At 36.2% G+C, this 19,960-nt stretch carries 20 protein-coding genes; 16 read left to right on the top strand and 4 right to left on the bottom strand.

What is annotated here, in order from left to right:
- The first annotated feature begins 14 nt into the window (after window positions 1-14).
- From F981_RS18755 to F981_RS18690, 14 genes are all read left to right on the top strand, one after another.
- Window positions 15-575 carry a hypothetical protein gene (locus F981_RS18755; protein ID WP_004724456.1) on the top strand — a complete coding sequence of 187 codons (561 nt, stop codon included), beginning with the start codon at window positions 15-17 and terminating at the stop codon, window positions 573-575.
- 60 nt (window positions 576-635) lie between these two features.
- Window positions 636-920: a hypothetical protein gene (locus tag F981_RS18750; protein ID WP_004724454.1), complete on the top strand. Its 285-nt coding sequence runs from the start codon at window positions 636-638 to the stop codon at window positions 918-920.
- Complete coding sequence (locus tag F981_RS18745; RefSeq protein WP_004724452.1) at window positions 917-1,474, top strand: hypothetical protein; 558 nt, start codon at window positions 917-919, stop codon at window positions 1,472-1,474. The genes F981_RS18750 and F981_RS18745 overlap by 4 nt, the downstream gene beginning before the upstream one ends.
- 150 nt (window positions 1,475-1,624) lie before the next feature.
- Window positions 1,625-4,558: a tape measure protein gene (locus F981_RS18740; protein WP_004724449.1), complete on the top strand. Its 2,934-nt coding sequence runs from the start codon at window positions 1,625-1,627 to the stop codon at window positions 4,556-4,558.
- Window positions 4,559-4,561: 3 nt separating this feature from the next.
- Window positions 4,562-4,975, top strand: a complete 414-nt coding sequence (locus F981_RS18735) for a hypothetical protein (protein WP_004724448.1) — start codon at window positions 4,562-4,564, stop codon at window positions 4,973-4,975.
- Window positions 4,968-6,923, top strand: a complete 1,956-nt coding sequence (locus tag F981_RS18730; RefSeq protein WP_004724447.1) for a hypothetical protein — start codon at window positions 4,968-4,970, stop codon at window positions 6,921-6,923. Before F981_RS18735 ends, F981_RS18730 begins: the two co-directional genes overlap by 8 nt.
- Entirely contained in the window at window positions 6,923-8,539 is a 1,617-nt protein-coding gene (locus F981_RS18725; RefSeq protein ID WP_004724446.1) for a hypothetical protein, read from the top strand. The genes F981_RS18730 and F981_RS18725 overlap by 1 nt, the downstream gene beginning before the upstream one ends.
- Before the next feature lie 53 nt (window positions 8,540-8,592).
- The gene (locus tag F981_RS18720) at window positions 8,593-9,810 is read left to right on the top strand and encodes a hypothetical protein (RefSeq protein ID WP_004724445.1); all 1,218 of its coding nucleotides are present in this window, start codon (window positions 8,593-8,595) and stop codon (window positions 9,808-9,810) included.
- A 3-nt stretch (window positions 9,811-9,813) separates the two neighbouring features.
- Complete coding sequence (locus F981_RS18715; protein ID WP_004724444.1) at window positions 9,814-10,134, top strand: hypothetical protein; 321 nt, start codon at window positions 9,814-9,816, stop codon at window positions 10,132-10,134.
- Window positions 10,134-10,526 (top strand): hypothetical protein, encoded by a 393-nt coding sequence (locus F981_RS18710; RefSeq protein WP_004724443.1) that lies wholly within the window; start codon window positions 10,134-10,136, stop codon window positions 10,524-10,526. Before F981_RS18715 ends, F981_RS18710 begins: the two co-directional genes overlap by 1 nt.
- Before the next feature lie 11 nt (window positions 10,527-10,537).
- Complete coding sequence (locus F981_RS18705; RefSeq protein WP_004724442.1) at window positions 10,538-12,589, top strand: hypothetical protein; 2,052 nt, start codon at window positions 10,538-10,540, stop codon at window positions 12,587-12,589.
- Window positions 12,582-12,812 carry a hypothetical protein gene (locus F981_RS18700; protein WP_004724441.1) on the top strand — a complete coding sequence of 77 codons (231 nt, stop codon included), beginning with the start codon at window positions 12,582-12,584 and terminating at the stop codon, window positions 12,810-12,812. Before F981_RS18705 ends, F981_RS18700 begins: the two co-directional genes overlap by 8 nt.
- A 63-nt stretch (window positions 12,813-12,875) precedes the next feature.
- Window positions 12,876-13,247, top strand: coding sequence for a hypothetical protein (locus tag F981_RS18695; protein ID WP_016539654.1), 372 nt, complete (start codon window positions 12,876-12,878; stop codon window positions 13,245-13,247).
- Complete coding sequence (locus F981_RS18690) at window positions 13,244-13,840, top strand: N-acetylmuramidase family protein (protein ID WP_004724437.1); 597 nt, start codon at window positions 13,244-13,246, stop codon at window positions 13,838-13,840. Before F981_RS18695 ends, F981_RS18690 begins: the two co-directional genes overlap by 4 nt.
- 268 nt (window positions 13,841-14,108) lie before the next feature.
- On the opposite strand, the gene F981_RS18685 is transcribed toward F981_RS18690, so the two are convergent.
- The 4 genes from F981_RS18685 to F981_RS24260 all read right to left on the bottom strand — a co-directional run bounded on the left by F981_RS18685 (window position 14,109) and on the right by F981_RS24260 (window position 16,631).
- Window positions 14,109-14,603 (bottom strand): SMI1/KNR4 family protein, encoded by a 495-nt coding sequence (locus tag F981_RS18685; protein WP_004724430.1) that lies wholly within the window; start codon window positions 14,601-14,603, stop codon window positions 14,109-14,111.
- A 506-nt stretch (window positions 14,604-15,109) separates the two neighbouring features.
- Entirely contained in the window at window positions 15,110-15,415 is a 306-nt protein-coding gene (locus F981_RS18680) for a hypothetical protein (RefSeq protein ID WP_004724429.1), read from the bottom strand.
- Between the two features lie 549 nt (window positions 15,416-15,964).
- Window positions 15,965-16,426, bottom strand: a complete 462-nt coding sequence (locus F981_RS18675; RefSeq protein ID WP_004724425.1) for a hypothetical protein — start codon at window positions 16,424-16,426, stop codon at window positions 15,965-15,967.
- Between the two features lie 73 nt (window positions 16,427-16,499).
- Window positions 16,500-16,631, bottom strand: coding sequence for a DUF4113 domain-containing protein (locus F981_RS24260; protein WP_228129048.1), 132 nt, complete (start codon window positions 16,629-16,631; stop codon window positions 16,500-16,502).
- Between the two features lie 203 nt (window positions 16,632-16,834).
- Here F981_RS24260 and F981_RS18670 point away from each other — a divergent pair, with 203 nt between their 5' ends.
- Entirely contained in the window at window positions 16,835-17,248 is a 414-nt protein-coding gene (locus tag F981_RS18670) for a hypothetical protein (protein WP_004724422.1), read from the top strand.
- 583 nt (window positions 17,249-17,831) lie between these two features.
- Entirely contained in the window at window positions 17,832-18,944 is a 1,113-nt protein-coding gene (locus F981_RS18665) for an OmpW/AlkL family protein (RefSeq protein ID WP_004724421.1), read from the top strand.
- Window positions 18,945-19,960: the final 1,016 nt, after the last annotated feature.

The raw sequence follows: 19,960 nt of genomic DNA, 5'->3' as shown, positions 1-19,960 counted from the left end.
TTCGAGTATTTAAAATGAATGAATTCTTTTTAGCGTCTAATCGATCTGTATTTAATGAAGATATTGAAATCAAGCAAATCACTGTAAGAGACTTGGATCAATGGTCGCAGTTTGCCGAAATGATTCGAAAAGACTTAAAACAAGATTATTCAAATGAAAATCTTGAATCAATTGTAAAACAACACATTGTAGCAGCCATTATGGTTTGCTCACTTACAACAATTCATGATGCCAATTTTTATTCAAATATCATGAATACCGATGCAGATACATTTCTGTCAATTTTTTCAGATGTATTAACGATTAATAAAGCCTACTTTGATCAGCAAGATGGGAAAAAATCTACTGAAAAAACAGAAAACACATGGTTTGATTCTTTCCAGTTTTTGATTAGTAAGGGCCATCGTCACACAGATATTTTAAATTACAGTTTTGGTGCCTTCCTTGAATACTTAAAAGCTGCGCAACGTAATGAACGAAATTCATTATTAAGCCTTGGAAGTACAATGCGTGTTTCATATCATGCAGACAATAATGGCTATAAGAAATTTTCAAACGAGATGAAAGGTTCATAAATTTCACATTGCACAATAAACATTCAAAAGATATCCTGTTCACATAATAAGGGGATATTTATGAAAAAAATATTATTAGCTTTTATGCTTTTTGCTTCAAGTTTTGTTTTTGCAGGAACAGAGGTTAAATCCATCAAAACATCTACTGGTTCAATAGAAATTGGTAGTTCGATTGATGATGTAAAAAGTGTATTAGGAAATCCCGAATCAGAGAAACGTTTCACTTTAAGAATTTATCATCGAATTCCACGTTCAGCCTTTAATTTGAGCTATGTAGTTGATAATGATAAATATACTATAACGATAGTAAGAGATGTGGTCTATAAAATTGTTTTGGAGCAATGATTTTGAAATATGCTTTTGGAGCTCTGCTTATTATTGTTTTATTGGTTGGATATTTCATCAATAAAAGCAATAAAGAAGATATGGCAAGATTAATACAGGCAGAAAAGGCACAAATACAAAAAATTGAAAATGAAAAGCATGAAGAAGAAGTTCGTTCTAAAATTAAAGAATTGCAATCTAAGATACAAATAGATCCTGCAGAAGCTAGAGGTATTATTGAATCTGGAAAAATTCCAAATGATGGTAAAAATTTCTATTCCCAACTTTCTGGCAAATGGTCTGATTCAATTAAAATTGCTTCATCAACTCCTAGGATCGCATTAAGCCAACCTATAACCGAACTTCAGAGGCTTAAGAGAGAATTAGAAAAGAGAAAGCCTGCAAATTTTTGTGATAATGCAATGAAATTAAGCTTAAATACTTCATATGATTATGCAATTGATGGGTTTCTAGCATTTGCACAGGATAATAATTTTAAAATGAACACCAGTAGTGAATTAAGTAATAAGTATATGGATAAAGCTCTGGTATTAATGGATTATTGTTACAAGTAGAGTTTAAATTTATTGAGCTTTATTTCTAATCGATAATACTGAAATACAAATAATCTAAATTATGCCTCCATTTGGAGGTTTTTTAATACTCCCAAAACCATAACTGCCTGCTGGCAGTTTTTTATTGCTTGTAGAAAAGTTGAGGAATGTATGGCTTCAGGATCTATGGATTTTCGCTTAAACCTGTTAGCCAATACAGCTGGCTTACAACAAGGTGTGAATGGCGCTAAATTTGCAGTAAATGCTTTAGTTGCTGCGATGGCGGCTGTTGGTGTTGGTTTGAGTGTTCAAGGATTGGCACAAGCAGCAGACTCATACACAAACCTTTCAGCACGAATTAATATAGCTACCAAAGATGGTGGAGACTTTAATCAAGCAATGGCAGGTGTTCACCAAGTTGCACTTGCTACAAACTCTAATCTCACCACAACTGCCGATTTATTTACTCGCCTCAATGCGGTTGGTAAAGATATGGGGATGACGCAACAACAAGCGCTAGACCTAACAAAAACAGTAACTCAAGCAATTAAAATTGGTGGCGGTTCAGCGGAAGCAGCTGATGGTGCGGTTACTCAATTTATTCAAGCCATGCAAGGTGGTGTACTTCGCGGTGAAGAATTTAACAGCATTATGGAGGGTGGTTACGGTTTAGCTGAGGCTTTGGCAAGAGGTTTAGGTGTAACCACTGGTGAACTGCGTAAAATGGCGGAAGCAGGTGAGCTTTCTTCAGAGCGTGTAGCAAAAGCCCTTCAAAGCCAATCAGCATCAGTTCAGGCAACTTACGATAAATTTCCATTAACAATAGGTAATGCATTACAGCGCATATCAACCAGTTGGGAGATATTAATTGGCAAGATGGATCAGGCAAATGGTGCATCTGCTTCTGTTGCGCAATGGCTCAAGTTGCTTGCTGACAACATTCAAGAATTAGATATCATTCTTAATGATATTAGTGAAGGTTTTGTTTGGTTAGGAGATCAGCTTAAGAAAATTGATCCTGCAACAATTGAAGCCTTAAAAATTGCATTGATTAGCGCTTATGATGCATTGAAAGAATTAGCATCAACTGCAGGTAATGCATTTGAAGCGGCATTTGATGCGATAAATACAGTATTAGGGCAAATTTTTAGTTTCAACAGTGGTGTTGATACTGCGAATGATAAGACAAATGGGTTTACTAAAACACTTCAAGCTATCAATGTGGTAATTGGTGCTTTAAGTGATGGATTTTCTGCAATAGGTATTGGCATCAATCTATTCGTGGGTGCGCTTTATTCTGTTGGTTCAGCATGGTCAAATTTAGTTTCAAAATTTACATGGGGTGATGTTAAGCAGGAAGCTATTGCAAACATGCAGGCCATGCAGGCCAAATCAGAGGAGTATTATCAAAAAGCTTCTGATGGTGTAATGCAATTTAAATCCAAAGCTATTGCAGCATATGAAGAGATTGGCAAAACCCAAGAACAAAGGAATGCAGATACCTTAGCTAAAAATCAGCTTACTTTAGATCAGTTAGCCGCCCAAGAAGCAAAACATGTAGTAGATTACAAGGCTATTAGCGATCAAAGGGTTTTGCTTGAACAGCAATTATTTGAAGCGCGGAAAACTGGTAATCAAGCCGCTATAGATCTTGCTACCAAAGGTCTAGCTGATCTTGATGCTAAAGAAAAGGCTTATCAAGCAGAGAGCACCAAACTTAATCAAGCAAAAATTGAAGCGGCACAGGCAGTTGCAGAGGCCACAATTAAATCAGGAGATGCCGCAGGTCAAGTAGCCTTGAAAGTATTAAATGCCAAATTAGCACTTCAAGGTCTTAAAGCTGAATTCGATGAGACTGGCAAAGTAATTGTTTCAGCTATGAGCGCTGGAACAAAGGCTGTCGAAGTTCAAGATGACACTATAACCAAGGCAAGAAAAGGAGCTGCGGCTCTAGGCCTAGACTTGGATGTTGCTCTAAACAGAGTTTCTGAAAAGTTTGCTGCCAATAAAGTCCATTTGGATAATTATGCAAATGGCCTAACTACAATGGGCGCTAAGGGCACCCAAGCAACTGATGCACTTTATCAAGGTTGGGAAAAGTGGGCTGAAAAAGCAAAAAACCAAGCGGAAATCGAGGCTGCTAAACAACAGCTAATTTCATTTGAAAAACAAGGTGTGCTATCTGCAAAACAAGTCCAAATAGGCATGGAATATCTTGATCAGATAAATGGGAAAATCCCTGAAAATATTTCTGAAATTGAAAAAGCCTACAAATTGCTTGGAGTAACATCTAAAGAAGAGACGTCTAAGATTGCAGACTCTCAAATGAGAGCTTTTAATGTTATGAAGCAATCTGGTACTGCTTCGGCTGAGCAGGTCAGACAAGCTTTAATCAATATGGCTGACAAAATATATGCTTCAGGGAATGCAGCCAAAATCGCTTGGTATGAAGGGCAACTGGCTGCAAATGGATTGGCATCTAGCGTAAATGAAGTGGGCAAGGTGACTGTAGATGCAGGATCTCAAATGGAAATCTCTATGCAAAAAGTCAGCAATGCGACTTATGATGCACAGCAAAGCTTCAGGGATTTAGGTGATGTAGCTCGTGAAGAAGCTCACTCTTCATCTGAAGCTTGGGCAAAGGCGCTCGATGCTCAAACAGGTGGAATACATGCTACACCTCGTGGTGAAAAAACACGCTTAGCATTTGATCAAAGTGGTGTTGAAGCAGAGTTAAAAGCAATGGGTTATGACGATAAAAATGCCGCTGAAATTGCGCGGACTATTCTTGATGGATCTAAGTTAGGAGGTGGATATAGAAATGCATCTACTTCATGGCTTGCTAAAAATGGCTTGGATGTTGTGGGTGCGTTTTCAGGAGGTGGTGGCGGTACTTCAAATGCAAACTATGTCCGTGAGCAATTGGAGCGCTATAGTCAATATTCCAGCAAAACAGCAGCAACACTAGATACAGAAAGTTCTAAAACCGTGAAATATGAACTCAGTACTGGAAAAAATAAGGCGACTGTCTATGGTTCATCATCAACAGAATCAAATCTTAATTCGATTCTAAGTGAGCTGGAAACCATTAATAAAGGTAGCTAATAAATGAAATTAGTACGAAAAGCGACAAATCAAACCGTTCTTTTAGAGAACGGTTTTTTATGGTCTGACGAATTTGATTGGAATCCTATTGAGCAAAAACAAGATAGAGCTATTGATGGCGCTTTGATTGTTCAAGAGGGTAAGAAAAAGGCGGGGCGTCTAATCACTTTAATCCCTTCAGAGGCAAGTATGGGGTGGGTGAAACGCCGTGAACTCAGCAAAATTATGGACTGGTCAGCACTTCAAGAGCATTTTTATCTTGAGTTTGATTACCCACATGACAAGCGAAAATTTAAAGTTATGTTTAATCATGAAGCAGGGGCAATTGAAGCCAAGCCAGTTAAGGGCCTTCCAACAGTATCTGAAGATGATTATTACAACGTCACAATGCGATTCTTGGAGTTAAACGATGATTGAAACCAAAGACATTGTAATTTATAAGTCGGAACGTTTAACCGATACAGATAACGGGGGCGGAAAATATTCTGGCCAGGTCATTATTGATGGCCAAAGTAATAACCTCTTCAATGATGTCTCAGAATTGGACCGTACCCTGGGTGACGTATCGATGCGCAAAGTTTTTCCTGCTGTATCGACAAATGATACGGATCTATTAATGGGCTCTACAGTTTTTATTTCTGAAACACCCAAGGATCCTGCAGTATCTGCTTTGCTATTCAGCACAGGAAGTTATACGGATGAGCGAAAATCAGCGCAAAACAGAGTTGAGTCATATCTTGCTAAAGGTGGGCAAATCGCAGGTACACCACTTGATACGCTTTGGCAGGGCATGAAACAGATTCAAGTTTGTATGTTTACCACTGAAACTGAAAGTAATGTTGGTGATGCGATTGTATTGGTTTCAAATGAAGGTAAGGTAAATAGTCACGAGCAATATGTTCGTATCTTAAAAGTTGAAACTCGTATTTCAAAGATTGTCATCGAGTTAAAAGAAATCGAATATAAGATTGCGACTTATAGTATTAGCGATCCGCTTGAAACAGACTTTGTTGGCTTGTCTGCAAAAAGTTGGTATGGCGGTGAAAAATCCACAACGATCATCCGTGAGACATTGGTAGCAGATACTGGTAAATACTATTCTTCGACCAAAGCCACTGAAAAAATTCAAGTGGGTGAGTTTACAGTCAATGTCCAGGATGTATTTACTCAGATTATCCCAAGTGCTCAAAGCGAAACTTCAATCATTGATGTAAATGCTGCAGGTGAAAAAGTAGCATTGGTGCCAGGTAATGATGGGGTTGTTACAGCGAGTTATCCAACCTATGTTGCCGAAGCTCAAAATCTCTATTTGGGCTCAAGCATCATGCCATCAAGTGTGAGCTTCACTTTATTTAATCTACAGGTAAATGATATAGGTGGCTTACTCAAAACAACCTCAGGTACACAAGTCGGAACAATTGATTATCAAAAAGGCTTAATTCAATGGACCAGTGCAGCAGGTACAGGATCATTGAATTTAAATGTATCTTTTAAACCTGCTTCTGCACCAACTCAAAATACACAGAGCCAATCTATTAAAGTCACTCAAGCAAATCAGGGTTCAAACTGGACAGGTGTTTTAATTCCGCCTCCTGCACCTGGTAGCGTTTCTGTATCTTTCATGGTGAAAGGTAAGTTTTATGAACTTAAAGACGATGGATCTGGACAACTTAAAGCTGGGGCAACGTCTATTGGATCTGGCTCAATCAATTATGAAACAGGATCATGGTTGCTGACTACAGGTGAACTTGCGGACGTGGGGAGTAATATCCTGGTGTTGTGGTGTACACCGATTTCAACTTTTGTACGCTCAAACTTAACCATTGATAGCCCAAGCTTTGAGCTTCAACTCGGTGAGGCGGTAGCGGCAAATAGTGTAATGGTGAAGTGGAAACTTGAGGATGTTGAAAAAGTTGCGACGAGTAATGCACAAGGCAAGTTTACAGGTGATGCAACAGGTCAGATTAATTATGCGACGGGCGTGGGCAGATTCATTCCAAATCAATTACCGCAAAAAGGTACGGTGTTTACCATCAATTACAACAGTGGTTTCCCTCTAAATCAAAGCTTAATTACATCGCCATCAACAGATCAGGAGTTAAGTTTTAATGTAGGAACGGGCAATGCGCTTCAAGCAGGCAGTATTGAGTTAAAAATGGAGTTACAAGACCAACTTAACCAGCATTGGGGAGAATTGGTATTAACTGATTCAAAAGTTGATGATACAACGGGAAATTTGAATGACAAGTTAGGCAACACCCACGGGACCATCAACTATATAACTGGTACTGTACTGATTAAGCCATTTTTAGAAGTATTGATATATCAAAAAACCTATCAAGTATTTGAGTCATGGAGCAAATAATGGGCTACTATTCTCCACAAACAGAATCCATTCAATCTGAAAAAAAGCTCTTAAAATCATATTATCCGACCAATATCAACATTAAATATCGAGATACACCTGAGTTAAATCCTAACGAAAAACAAATTATTGCTGATAAGCTGAAAGTGGATTTAACCCCACAGTTTAGCGAACAGGTCTTGACCAATTCAGTGCGTTTTAAATTGGGAAATGATGTTTATGTTGATCGAAATGGCGTGATATTTAGAAACATAAATAGCGCTTCAAATACAGGAATTAGCTCAGGATCCATCAACTATGGAACAGGCGATGTTGAACTAGATTCTTGGACGCCATCTAGCGGTAACGCTATTTCATTACAGTCATTGACCACGACTACTGATGCAATCGAATTAAACCATATCAGTTTTAGAATTCCTGTCATACCCATTCGCCCATCGTCAGTAACAGTGGTATTAAGTACGGTTGAATTTGGTGCTTTGACCATCCAGTTTGATGAACTGGGAAAAGTGGATACAGCAAAAGCGCATGGTTCAGTAAATTATGAAACTGGTTTTATAGATATTGATTTCTATACCAAGACAGAAATTACTGAAGCGAATAGACCAAAAATTGAAGCTAAAGACTGGTATGACGTACTTTTAGAATATGAAGAACTGAATAAGAAGTACATTAATGTGCCTGTTTGGGTTGTTCCGGACTCGGTGAAATACAATGCCGTGGCTTATACCTATATTCCGCTTGATGCTTCGATTTTGGGCCTATCTGCTACACGTTTGCCCCCGAATGGTCGTGTACCTATATTCCGAGTTGGTGATATTGGCATCGTCAGTGCCGCCAAATCTATGGTAATGCCTGATCATATTGCGGGCAAAACCTATCTTTTAGACGATAAGCGTATTTCTTGGTGTGAGCTTCAAGACAGTAAGGGCGTGAAAGTTCCTTTCGATATGTACGTTGTAGACTACGATTATGGTGAGGTCACATTAAATGGAGATTTCGCCGTAAATGCACTAACTCCACCTTTAAGCATTGAATATCGTTATCAGGATATGGGTTTAATTCGTGATGTACAAATCAGTGGGCAGATTACTTTTACCAAACCTTTGACACATAACTATGAGGCTAAAAATACTATTGTTGGATCTGCAATGGTTGTAGGCGATATGTATGCTCGATATTCAAATATGTTCTCACAAGGCACTTGGAGCAATATGTGGGTTGATGAGCCGACAGGTGCACCCATTTCAGCACGTTATAACGATGCGCTATATCCTTTAGTGATGACGAATAAGGGCGCAATTCAAGAACGCTGGGCACTCGTTTTTACTGATAATACAAACTTTAGAATCATTGGTCAGTATTCAGGTCAAATCGGAACTGGCAACATCAACAGCGAGAATGCACCTATTAACCCGGTTACAAGTGTACCTTACTTCAAAATTAAAAAAGAGGGATGGGGAACAGGTTGGGCGAATGGCAATGTAATCTTTTTTGATACGCATGCAGCCATGCATCCAGTTTGGGTAATTCGCACAGTTAAACAATCTGAACCCACTGAGCTTACAGATCAATTTCAAATCATGCTACGCGGTGATATAGACCGAATTCTATAAATCCTATTAATTATTGATAACCGCCTAAGGCGGTTTTTTTATGAGTAAAAGAAATGTCAAATACAGATATTAAATGGTTTAGTTTTGGAAATACAAATGCGCCTCAGCTCTCAAACTCATGGGGTTGTATGATCGATGTGCTCGATGCTTGTCTGGTCACAGGCATGGGCTCTCAATTGGTTTCAACACTGTTGGTAAAAGATGGAGTAGCAACGGCAACTTTTGGAACAAGTCATAACCTTCAGCAATTTCAAGTTGTTGAAATATCTAATGCAGAACAACAGATTTTTAACGGTGAACATAAAGTTTTAGGTTTGACATCAAACACGATTGAATTTGTAGTCAATTCACCAGATTTAATTGCTACTGGGACTATCTCTTGTAAATTGGCATCCTTAGGATGGACCAAACCATTTTCAGGCACACAAAAAGCGGTCTATAGTGCAAAAGACAGAACAGCGAACCCTTATTTTTTAAGGGTAGATAATAGTTTAGATCCTGTTTATAACACCAATTATGCAAAATTTGCCAAGGTCGGGATTTTAGATTCTTGCATTGGCATTGATGATCTGACTGGCAATCAAGCACCATTTGACCCGACAAAGCAAAATAGAAATTGGACAGGAGAAGGCGGTTATAATGGTTGGTTCAAATGGCGTTATGCAGTAGTTAATGATGCAGCTTACACCACATATACATCAGAAAATCAGCCACCACCAAATGGTAATCGACCTTGGGTGCTTATTGGTACAAAAGATAGTTTTTATTTAATTAACAGTTTAACTCTAGGTCAAATTTTTGAATCTCCTTATTGTTTTGGTGTGACTCAGCATAAGGGATTGGCTAAACCATTTCTCTGCGCTTCGAATCATGCTGCAACGTTTAATGATTACATGTCTATTGGAACACCGCTCTCAGATACCAGCAGAGTAGAAGTTGCTGCAATGACAGGGTATTCTGGGGCTTTAGTAAACACACGTTACAGCCGTTTGATTAGCGGTTTTGGTAATGTCATTTCCGGTTCTGCAGCCAATTCAATTAAATCAGATCCAACTGAAGGATATATACTTTCACCCATTTATTTTGCCGATCCTGATGGTTTCATCATGGATGCATTACCTTTGGTACAAGCATGTGTGAATGATGCGACCTCAACTGCGAATTATGCAATTTTCTCTGAACCGAATAAAGCATATATCGGTTGCCGGATGCGCTCAAATACTGGGGGCGTTTTGGGAATGCTATTTTTCACCATTTATGATGGAGGTTAAAGCATGAAAATTTTGTTTGGAGAAAGTGAGTTTAGCCAAGTCGGCACAAGACCGTCTTTTAAAATCTTGAATGGTGAGTTTTCACCCAAAGCATTGGCGCATAAGGCGAACATTTTAATTAAGGGGATAACCACGAAATTAAACGTTCCTATTGCTTGTCCAGTACGGGCTTATAATCGAATTACGGGTGAGTTGTTGAGTCGAGCACATTCTAAAAGTGACGGCTCATATTTACTCTTTGGGCAAAGTGATTCTAAAAGTTATGTTTTGGCTGTAGATCCAGCAGGCGAATACAATATTGCAGTACAGGATAAGGTGAGCTGATGATTATCCCATCCATTGCAGCGAGTCTTGCACAATTGCAAGCATTAGCAACTTACATCGATCAAGGTAGCGCAAATGCTACCTTTGTTTTTTATAGCAGTTCTAAACCCGAATCTTTAGATATTGCTGCAGATAATACAACTCGCTTGGTTATTCTAACTTTGCCTAAGCCTTGCTTTAAAAAAATGAATGCTGACAGCATTGAGCTTCATCAAACTGATGCTTCTGTAGTCGTTAAAAATGGCACAGCGATATGGGCACGTTTATTCAATGGTGCAGGGAAAGCTGTTGCTGATTTTGAAGTGGGAACAGATATTAGCTTAAATAATCCGGGACTAATACAGGGTAGCACTTTAATGTTGAACTCGATTGTGTTTAAGCCGAATGTTTAAGAGGTGAGCATGTGTCTAACTATACACCTCCAAAGATTCACCATGTCGACCTGAAATTTAAAGATCTTGCGACAGGATCTACAGCATTAAATTTCGGAGCAGAGAATGCAGAAACAGCGTCATTAGAAGCCGTTATAAACACAGCTTTCATTGCCAAAATGCAAGCTCAGACTTACGACTATAATGCGCTTTCTTCAGTTATATCGACACGCTTAGAAAGCTATATAACGGGTGCGGTGGGTGACGCTTCAACAATTGATAGTAATGTAAAAACTGCATTCAATGCTGCTATAGATGCGGTCATCATTGATCGCTTTTGTAGTCTGCAAAGCACCATCCAAACAAGTTTTAAATCCGAATCAAATGCACGTTTTGATATAAATTTTAATCGTGGGGTGTTTGGTGAAAGTCTTTATCCATTTCAGTGTCGGGCAAGAATTTTAAGTAATTCAATTGGTTTAGTTTGGTCAGATCCTTATATTCGCTCGCATCAAAATGGGCTTCAGTTTGAATCTGGTATAACTCAAAGTATTCAGCCGTTCAATCGTTTTGACAAAGGCTTGAATCTGCATAGGGCTGTACGTGCTGTATATGAACAGGCTGTGACTTTGAGAGGTGTTTCAGGCTTTGTTTGGCAAGAAAATAAACTAGCTTTCATTACTCAAAATTTAGTTTTTGAAGAATCCAAAAAACTCAAGATTCGTGCAATTTTTGATTGGGTTGAATTGGTTCGAAAGAACAAGATGATTCGATACTCACATGAAGTCGCTCATGTGTTTGAAAAACGTTATCAATTCATTGCTGATCAAGGCTTAGAGTTCATAACAACAGACGCAATTCCATGGGAAAAAGCGAAATCAATTCATTATCGAAAACATGCAATTCAGCCTTGGCCAAAGCCTGAAGAAATTACACCACAGGGCTGGGATAAGAAAAGTATTAGGCTCAATTTCTGTTGCACCACTGATGAAGTTGATCGCCTAAAAGCTCATTTAAATTTTGAACCTGATAAATGTTTATCTGATCCTCAGAAACCGCAATTTCCTGAAATCAGCAATAAGAATTGGTGGTACATCGTGAATGAATTATCTGTAACGCGGTTAGATAATGGTGAAAATATCAACGTACTAGATGGCAATTATAGTAGCGATCGCAGTCGGTGGTGTTGGTCATATAGTTTGACCGTTCCAAATAGTGAAATCAGTAAACTTGAGCCAATTAATGCTCAACCTGTGATTTTAAAAATTATGGTGAATGGTCATGAACATCACATGTTACTTGAAAACCGCAGCAGATCTCAAAAGTTCGGTTATATCACATATACCTTATCCGGGCGCAGTCAATCCGCTTTACTCGATGCGCCATACGCCCCCACAAGAACCTATTTACAGGAGAATGAAAGAACCTCAGTACAGTTAGCTCAAGCTGAGTTAGATCGTGTGAATAATCAAGCAGAATTGAATTGGAAACTGGTTGATGCACTGGGTTGGATTGTTCCAATCAACAGTTTAAGTTATTCCAATCAAACACCGATTGCCGTCATTAAAATGTTAGCAGAAAGTGCAGGAGGTTTTGTATACAGTGAGAAAGCCGGTAATAAGCTCACGATCAAACCGAAGTACAAAAAAACCTTTTGGGATAACGTGATTTTGAATGATTACGATCGCTTAATTCCCGAAAGTATAGTCACTGATTTATCGACTGACTATGAGCTCTATCCAGACTATAACGGTATTACACTGAGTAATGATCGAAATGGCAATACTGGCCAAGTTAAACGCTCTGGTACCTCAGCAGATATTTTGCTTGAAACAGTGAATAACCCATTATTTACAGTGGATAGCATGGGTGTGTTTGGGAAAGCTGAGTTAGCAAAAGCGGGAATGGTTGAAACACACAGTATCGCGATGCCGAATAGTGCTGAAATCGGTGAATGTTCGCCAGGTGAATTGATCGGTTTTAATGGGAGTTGGTGGGGCATAGTTGATGCTGTTTCTGTCTCATTCACTCATGCAATTACCAATCAAGCAATTAAGGTTGAACGGGTGAATCGAGATGAGTAATGCTTTAAAACGTTTACTTAATTTACTACCTAAATCACCTGAATTTATTGGGACCATTACCCATGTGGATCATCCCAAATATAAAGTTTTAGTGATCGATGGGAGTGGTCTAGTGCTATGTACAAGCAATACACGCTTCACAATCGGTACAAAGGTTTTTATCTCAAATAATGAAATCAAAAGATCTGCACCAGAGGGCACTGTGGTTCAGATAGAAGTATGAAATTAACCAAATACAGGCACCCAACCGGGTGCTTTTTTATTGCCAAAAATTAGGGGAAATACATTGAACGATCCGATTTCAATTAAAGGCTTACCATGGCTTTTTAAAATTATGGCTGCGGTAATAGGGGCAATTTTTGCTCTTACATTATCGGGGGATATCGACACACAAGGACGTATCAAAATCACTATGGGCGTCATTATGAAATTCACTTTCAGTGTGGCCATTAGCTTATATGGTGGATCTGCATTTATTGAGTATTACGACTTAACCCATTACACACACATGGCACAGGGATTTGTCATGTTAATTTTTGCCATTTTTGGAATGCTTTGTATTGGTATTGTTTACCAGTCCGTACAGCTTCTAAAAGGCAAATCTTTTAATGAAATTATCTCGGAAGTTAAAGAGGCATTTGGAGCAATATTTAAATGAATAAAAAACTTACTGAGCTTCAAATTAAGAATCAAGCAACTGCTTTGGGTATTGAAATTGCTTCATTACTAGCTGTAATTGAAGTCGAGTGCAAAGGCTCAGGATTTAATTCGGATGGTACGCCTGTAATTTTATTTGAACGTCATGTGATGCGACAAAGATTAATTGCAAATAATGTTGGTAATACCTTAATAGCAGATCAAATGATGATTAAGCGCCCAGATCTATGCAATAAGACAGCAGGCGGCTATGGGTTATATTCGGCACAGCATGGCCGTTTAAACGCTGCTGCTTTATTTGATCGCACCTCTGCTTTAGAGTCAGCTTCATGGGGCTTGGGGCAGGTTATGGGCTATCACTGGAAAGCCCTTGAATATCCAACATTACAATCATTTATTAATACCATGTATAAAGATGAAGCCGCACAGCTTGATGCGATGTGTCGATATATAAAGGTAAATAACCTTGTGAATGCCCTTAAAAACAAAGATTGGAAAGTTTTTGCTAAAGGTTATAACGGCAAAAATTATGCAATTAATAACTATGATGTGAAGTTGGCTAATGCATATAAAAAATGGAGTATCGACAAATGATATGGATTTTTAAAGCACTATCAAAATGGCGAGAAATCTTAATCGGACTTCTCGCTTTTTTGTAGATTGTTTGTCTTGCCTTACTGAACCACAAAGTAGGGCAGATCCAGAAATACAAACAGACTGAAATTATTATTCAAACTGAGAATGCGAAAGCCAGAGCTGTCTTGCTGTTTTTGAGACATTTCCTTTGTTTTCTTCAATGACTTTTTCTTTTAAGCTTTAAATTCTGCTGTGTTTTCATCAGCACTCATCAAACTCAAAATATTCATTCCCAATATTTCTGTCCCTCATTAATTGCAAAATTCACTATAAAATTACGAAAATTTCTTTCTACTTTTTTCCACTCTTCTCTGCTATCCATTCGGTTTGCTACTATTATAGAGCCATAATCCTCTTTAGTTTCATCTAACCTTAATAGCAATAAATCATTATCTCCCAAAAACTCACCAATAATATAATCCCCAAAGATGAAATCATCTCTATAATCATGCATAAATTCTTGTGTTTTTACTTCTATGAAATATAAATCTAATAATATTAACCCCCACTGTCCATATATAACATCTTCAAACAAATATGCACCATTAGAAATTCTATAGAATTCTATAAAATCTTCAGAAAAGGGTATATCATTAAATTCATTTATTCCATGTAAGAACCTACATCTAAATAACATATCTATGGAAATATTATTTATTGCTTTAGGTTTCGTCCAACTATTTTTTAATAAACCTACATTGACTTCAAAACTATAATTCATACTAGTAACTATTCCAAAACTGAGAATATTCCCTTTAATGCATTTTCTTTGTAAAGGCACTAAATTATTAAAATTATTAGTACCTCCAAATATTAGAGGCTTAATATGATGAATATCATTTTCACTCCAACCACCTACTGGTGTATTTTAACCACCGTCAAACCACTATTTAATATATCCACCACCTTTTAGATTCACTAAAAATAACATAATAGAGCTTATGTAAAAACTTTGATAAGTTCTCATGTAAAATGCTACCGTGTCCTAAACTACTAAAGCTTGAGTAAGGGCAAGGGTAAAGAAACCATCATTGAGTACACCACTGCCAACAGTGACATACTCGAAAACTGCATTATTGAATATCGATCAATGGCAAAAAAAGCTGATTGACACGCAACTGATGCAGAAAGATTAAGGGAAGAATGGCCCTCTGAGTGAGAGCGAATTCGCATAATCCCCATTACATATTAAATAGCAAAAAGTACTCTTAAATTAATGGTTTATAATTACTTTTGATAGTCATAAATAAAAATCTTTTTCGATAAGATAGAATCAAGTTGCACATATTTTATCTTATGGCACTTAGATGGCTGTTTATCTAAAGATTCATAAAAGTCACGCCATGTTAAACCAGAAGGAAAAGCTTTTTGACGAATTCTTTGGGTATCATAAATATAGTTATCAACATTAAGGTAATAACCTGAACCATTTTTAGATTTACTTTCCCCTCTAAAATATGCACAAGTTTCAATAATATTTGTAGGATTATTTAATTTATATTTTAGTATAGCGTTATAGCCCCATACATTCATAAAGAAGTTAATGGAGATGAGCGCAATACAACCATAGACTATCACTTGATACAGTCTAGACTGAGCCTTTATGTGGTGATAATAGTTTCTCAACAGATTTCTCTTATCATTAGTTCCAAATAGAATTACTTATGAGTTAAATTTTTCTAAAGTTATCTTAATACAGCTTATTGGAAAATTTAAATATTTTTTCATATCATGATGCCACCTTGCCCTAAACTCCTCAAACTTCAATCAGGGCAAGGTGAAGAAATCACACTATGGATTATTGATAAAGTTGCAAAACATAATGAATGTAGCGCTTTGAACGATGCGAAGAATAGGTCTCTCAATTGAGACCTATTCAAGTTCATTGATTTTTAACTATTTACGTAACAAATCAGGAATACGGCTTTCAAAATTCAAAGATTTTAATTGTATTTTTACAGCCTGATCATTATTTATTTTTTTGAAAAACTCTAAATTATTATGCCGCTTTTGAATGCTATTGGATAAATAGATTATTTGATAATTATAACTCATTAACCCATATAAATAATCTTTATTATATTATATATACTGTTTTATTTCGTTTTCTTCTCCGTCTGTTTTAAAAACATCATAAAATTCATTTTTTATTTTTTTATTAAGCTCGTTTAAATACTCTATTAGTCTTGCGAGCGCTTTTAAACAATGTCGTTCTTCGTAAGTAAAGCTTGCATAGTGGTTATCAATAATTTTATTTAGTGAATATAAAATTGTTTCTGGTGGGAGAATTATTTTGAATCCAGCTTTATCTTTATAAATAAGATAGTTGTTTGTATCATCAATAAATTTAAATATATCCTTAGCTATTGGAGGAATAAATTCAATTTCATCATTCAGTTCAGATACAAAAATTTTTTTAATTTTTTTCTCTTCAAATTTAACTTTCTGTCTCTCTATAAAAGGGATTGCTAATATTCCTAAGAAAAAAGTTAATATTGGAGTTATGTTAATTGTAAGGAATTTAAAGAGATCTATGTTATTCATTAAATATTCATCTAAATAATAGGATTATTACTAATTTAATCACCAACAGTCAACAACCTATCCCAACTAAAACTCACTTAACCTTAATCATCCCATTTTTTGTAAAATAATTCTTAGACAACATATCTCGACTCATGGACCACTTACGATCTTTGAAATAGCAAGGTCCTACAGAAATCTTAGCTTTGCCAAATTTACTTTGAATGTCTTAATAAGCTTGCATTAAACTTTCATTCTGCATTCTCGTTTCATGATCTGGAAGAAGGTCAGGAATATGGTTCGATTTCTCAATCAGTTAAGAACAGAACACTTCACACTTTTTAACTCAATTATGTTTTTGAATAATTGACCTATAAAAACATGAGTATATAATTATTATAAACTTAATAAATTAAGGTCTAATTTGACATGAAAAAAATTATGATGGCGTGTTCAATGGCTGTAGCTATGTCTATGGGTATTTTAGAAGCACGTGCAACTCCTGTAAAATCGATTCAATTTGCAAAAGGTTCAGTTGGTACAACTATCTCTGGTTCGTTTAAAGGATCAGATGAGGTGCAGTATAGTTTACGCGCACAAGCAGGGCAGACTTTAAATTACAAGCTAACTAGTAATAAAAATTTAGCTCAAATTAATATCTATGCTCCGGGTGATAAACCTGGTACAGCTGAGGCATTGGTTATTGGGTCTATCTCAGGTACAACAGGTCAATTTTCACTTCCTCAATCTGGTAATTATTTAATACAAATTTACCAAATGCGCAATACAGCTCGCCAAAATAAAAATGTGAACTACAAACTTAATGTGAGTGTAGAAAATTAAATATTACCCATTACTTAAAATACTGAATGCTAGCGATGTTCTGGGTGCAGTTGCTCAGTTTAATGTTTGGAATAAAGTTAAAGGCAAGGTTTAGTGAATTGTCGTGCGAAAGAACGAAATTTGTTTGAGAAAGCCCTTTAGGGGGCTTAATCACCCACAATCAATAACCCATCCCAACTAAAATAATTTTGCGTCAATTTCCCTCGACTCATGCTCCATTTTCTGTCTTTCAATAAGCATGGTCCAATCGCCAATTTCTTACGAAATTTAGCATCTATCTGTTCTAAATTAGATTGTATTCTTTCATTCTTTTATGTTGCTTCATGATTAGTTAGCAGATAGGGTGCATGTCTTGATTTAAAAATATACAAATTATTTATAAAAAAATTCAATAGCTTGTATAGATTCAAAAATTATATATTTTTATGAGTGATTTTTTTGGTTGAAAATTATATTTAAACATTCATCTGAATTTTATTGATTGTTTGGTAAATTAACTTTAGATTAATTACGTTTAGTTTGATTTTTATACTGAAAATGGAATTTTAAAGACTCTGAGTCTAATGTGAAAAAGGAAATATAAATGAAAAAAGTACTTAACAAACTTTGCATCGCAACATCTCTAATTATTTGTAGTTTAAGTCATGCTGAAGATTTTAAACGTTTTTCTGTATCTGCTGGTTGGTTGCATGTGATGCCTCAAGGTAAAGCTAACTCTTTTAACATTAATACAATGGCTAATCCATCAACTTCTTATGATGTTGGATCTATATCTTCTACTGCATTTTTAAATTCAATTGATCCTAATGCAACAATCAACGGTTTTGAAATAAAACCAACGTTAGAAAGTTTTTTTGTTGTAGATCCTGATACTGGAAAAAGTCTTGCACAAAGTATCGGTTTAGCAGATGAAAACAATAATGTATTAGGAAGTGTATCTGGAAAAACAAATATTTATGGAATAGATCAATGGACACAGCAAGGAGCTGGTCTTGAAGCAGAAGATGTAGATACTTTGGGTTTAACTTTTAATTATTACTTAAATGATAATGTTTCCTTGCAGTTTATAGGAGGCCTACCACCAAAAGTTGATATCAAAGGCAGGGGAGAGATTATTGCACCAATGACAGGTTTAGCTTTTCCTCAAGGTGGTTTAGAACAAATATTTACAGATGGTATTTCTTTAAAACAAGATATTCCGATTACAAATTTGAGCAGTCAATCTAAAGCAGCCTCTGTACGTGCTTGGACGCCTGCAATTGAAGCGCAGTACCAATTTGGGAAATTAGGGATCAACAAATTCCGTCCTTATATTGGCGCGGGAGTAATGTATTCACATTTTTCGAATATTAAACTTAACGGTCAAATTAACTCAGATTTGATCGCAGCAGGACATATGATTCAAAATATTTTAGATAATAAAGCTGGTGCTGCACTTGAAGGTAAGATATCAAGTGCAGACCCATCTGTAAAAGTGAAAACAACAGATTCACTTTCACCAATTGTTACTCTTGGTGCAACCTATGACATCAATACAAACTGGTATGGTGTTGCATCTGTGTCTTACGCAAAAATGAATAATCAAGCAAAGATTGATGTAGTTGACAGAAACAGTGGAAATTATTTAATTAGATCATCAACTAAAGTAGACATTGACCCGCTTATCACTTACCTTGGAGTTGGGTATCGGTTCTGATATAGGAAATAGAGAAATAAAAATTAAGGTCTGCATGTGGGCCTTAATTATCAGAAATAATATTTATTAAAAAATAAAAGAAATATAAAAATTATATAATTTTTTAAAAATCTCATTGAAATTAAATCATATTTCTCGCTTATTATTTTTGGTTTGTTTAGCAGTGTAGGTATGATTTTTGATGGTTGTACTGCGTTCGATAATGTTTATGATACTTACATCCCACAAACTTAATGTTGATAAGCAGGTTTATAGTATTAATACTACAAAAAACACTTAGGGTGGGCAATACTGGACTTCATTTCTAGTTATGGACCAATCTCTCAATTGGTCAAAACAAGTATATTTTTTTTATTTTGAATAAAAACGCAGCAAAATGGTTGGGTTATATTGTGAACATAATTTACAAATCATAATCAATCTTGGTTGTGGTGATTTCCATCATGGTTGAATTCGGGATTTCAAATCTGAAATTAATAAGAATTAAGCGATAGCGGAATTCCGCTAATCGGTGGAGGAGTTCCTTTCTTGCTTCCCATACTAGTTGAGTAAAAGGGAGTATCTAATAGCACTTCAAGCACTGACCTACTGAAAGTGGGTTTGTTTTAAAAAATTGTTTGTGATCTGGATTGTGATTTTCACAATCTTGGTACCATTTCAACCATTAGGGAAATCACCATAGTTGGATTTTTATCCAATCATGGTTGAAATGGTCTACAAATCTGAGTTTGTAAAAGTAGACCCATAGTAGACTAGAAATAGACTGCTAGATATTCCTAAATATTGTTTATTAAAGTAGAATTAATGTAACTTATTGAATATATGGATTTAATGCTTTGTTGATTAATTCTTATTATTGCTTGATATTGTTAGATTTTATATAAATATTAGAATTTGGAATTCGAATTTATTACTCATGTTGCTATGCATTCCTGTGTTGTTTATTGCATATCTATCAATTGCTTGCCAGTATTTACTTGCGTTGATTCAATTTCAAATCAGTCAGTTAAAAAAAC

The organism is Acinetobacter guillouiae CIP 63.46, from assembly GCF_000368145.1.
GTDB lineage: Bacteria > Pseudomonadota > Gammaproteobacteria > Pseudomonadales > Moraxellaceae > Acinetobacter > Acinetobacter guillouiae.
Note: the sequence above shows the minus strand (reverse complement) of the source record. Positions and strands in the feature narration are given on the sequence as shown.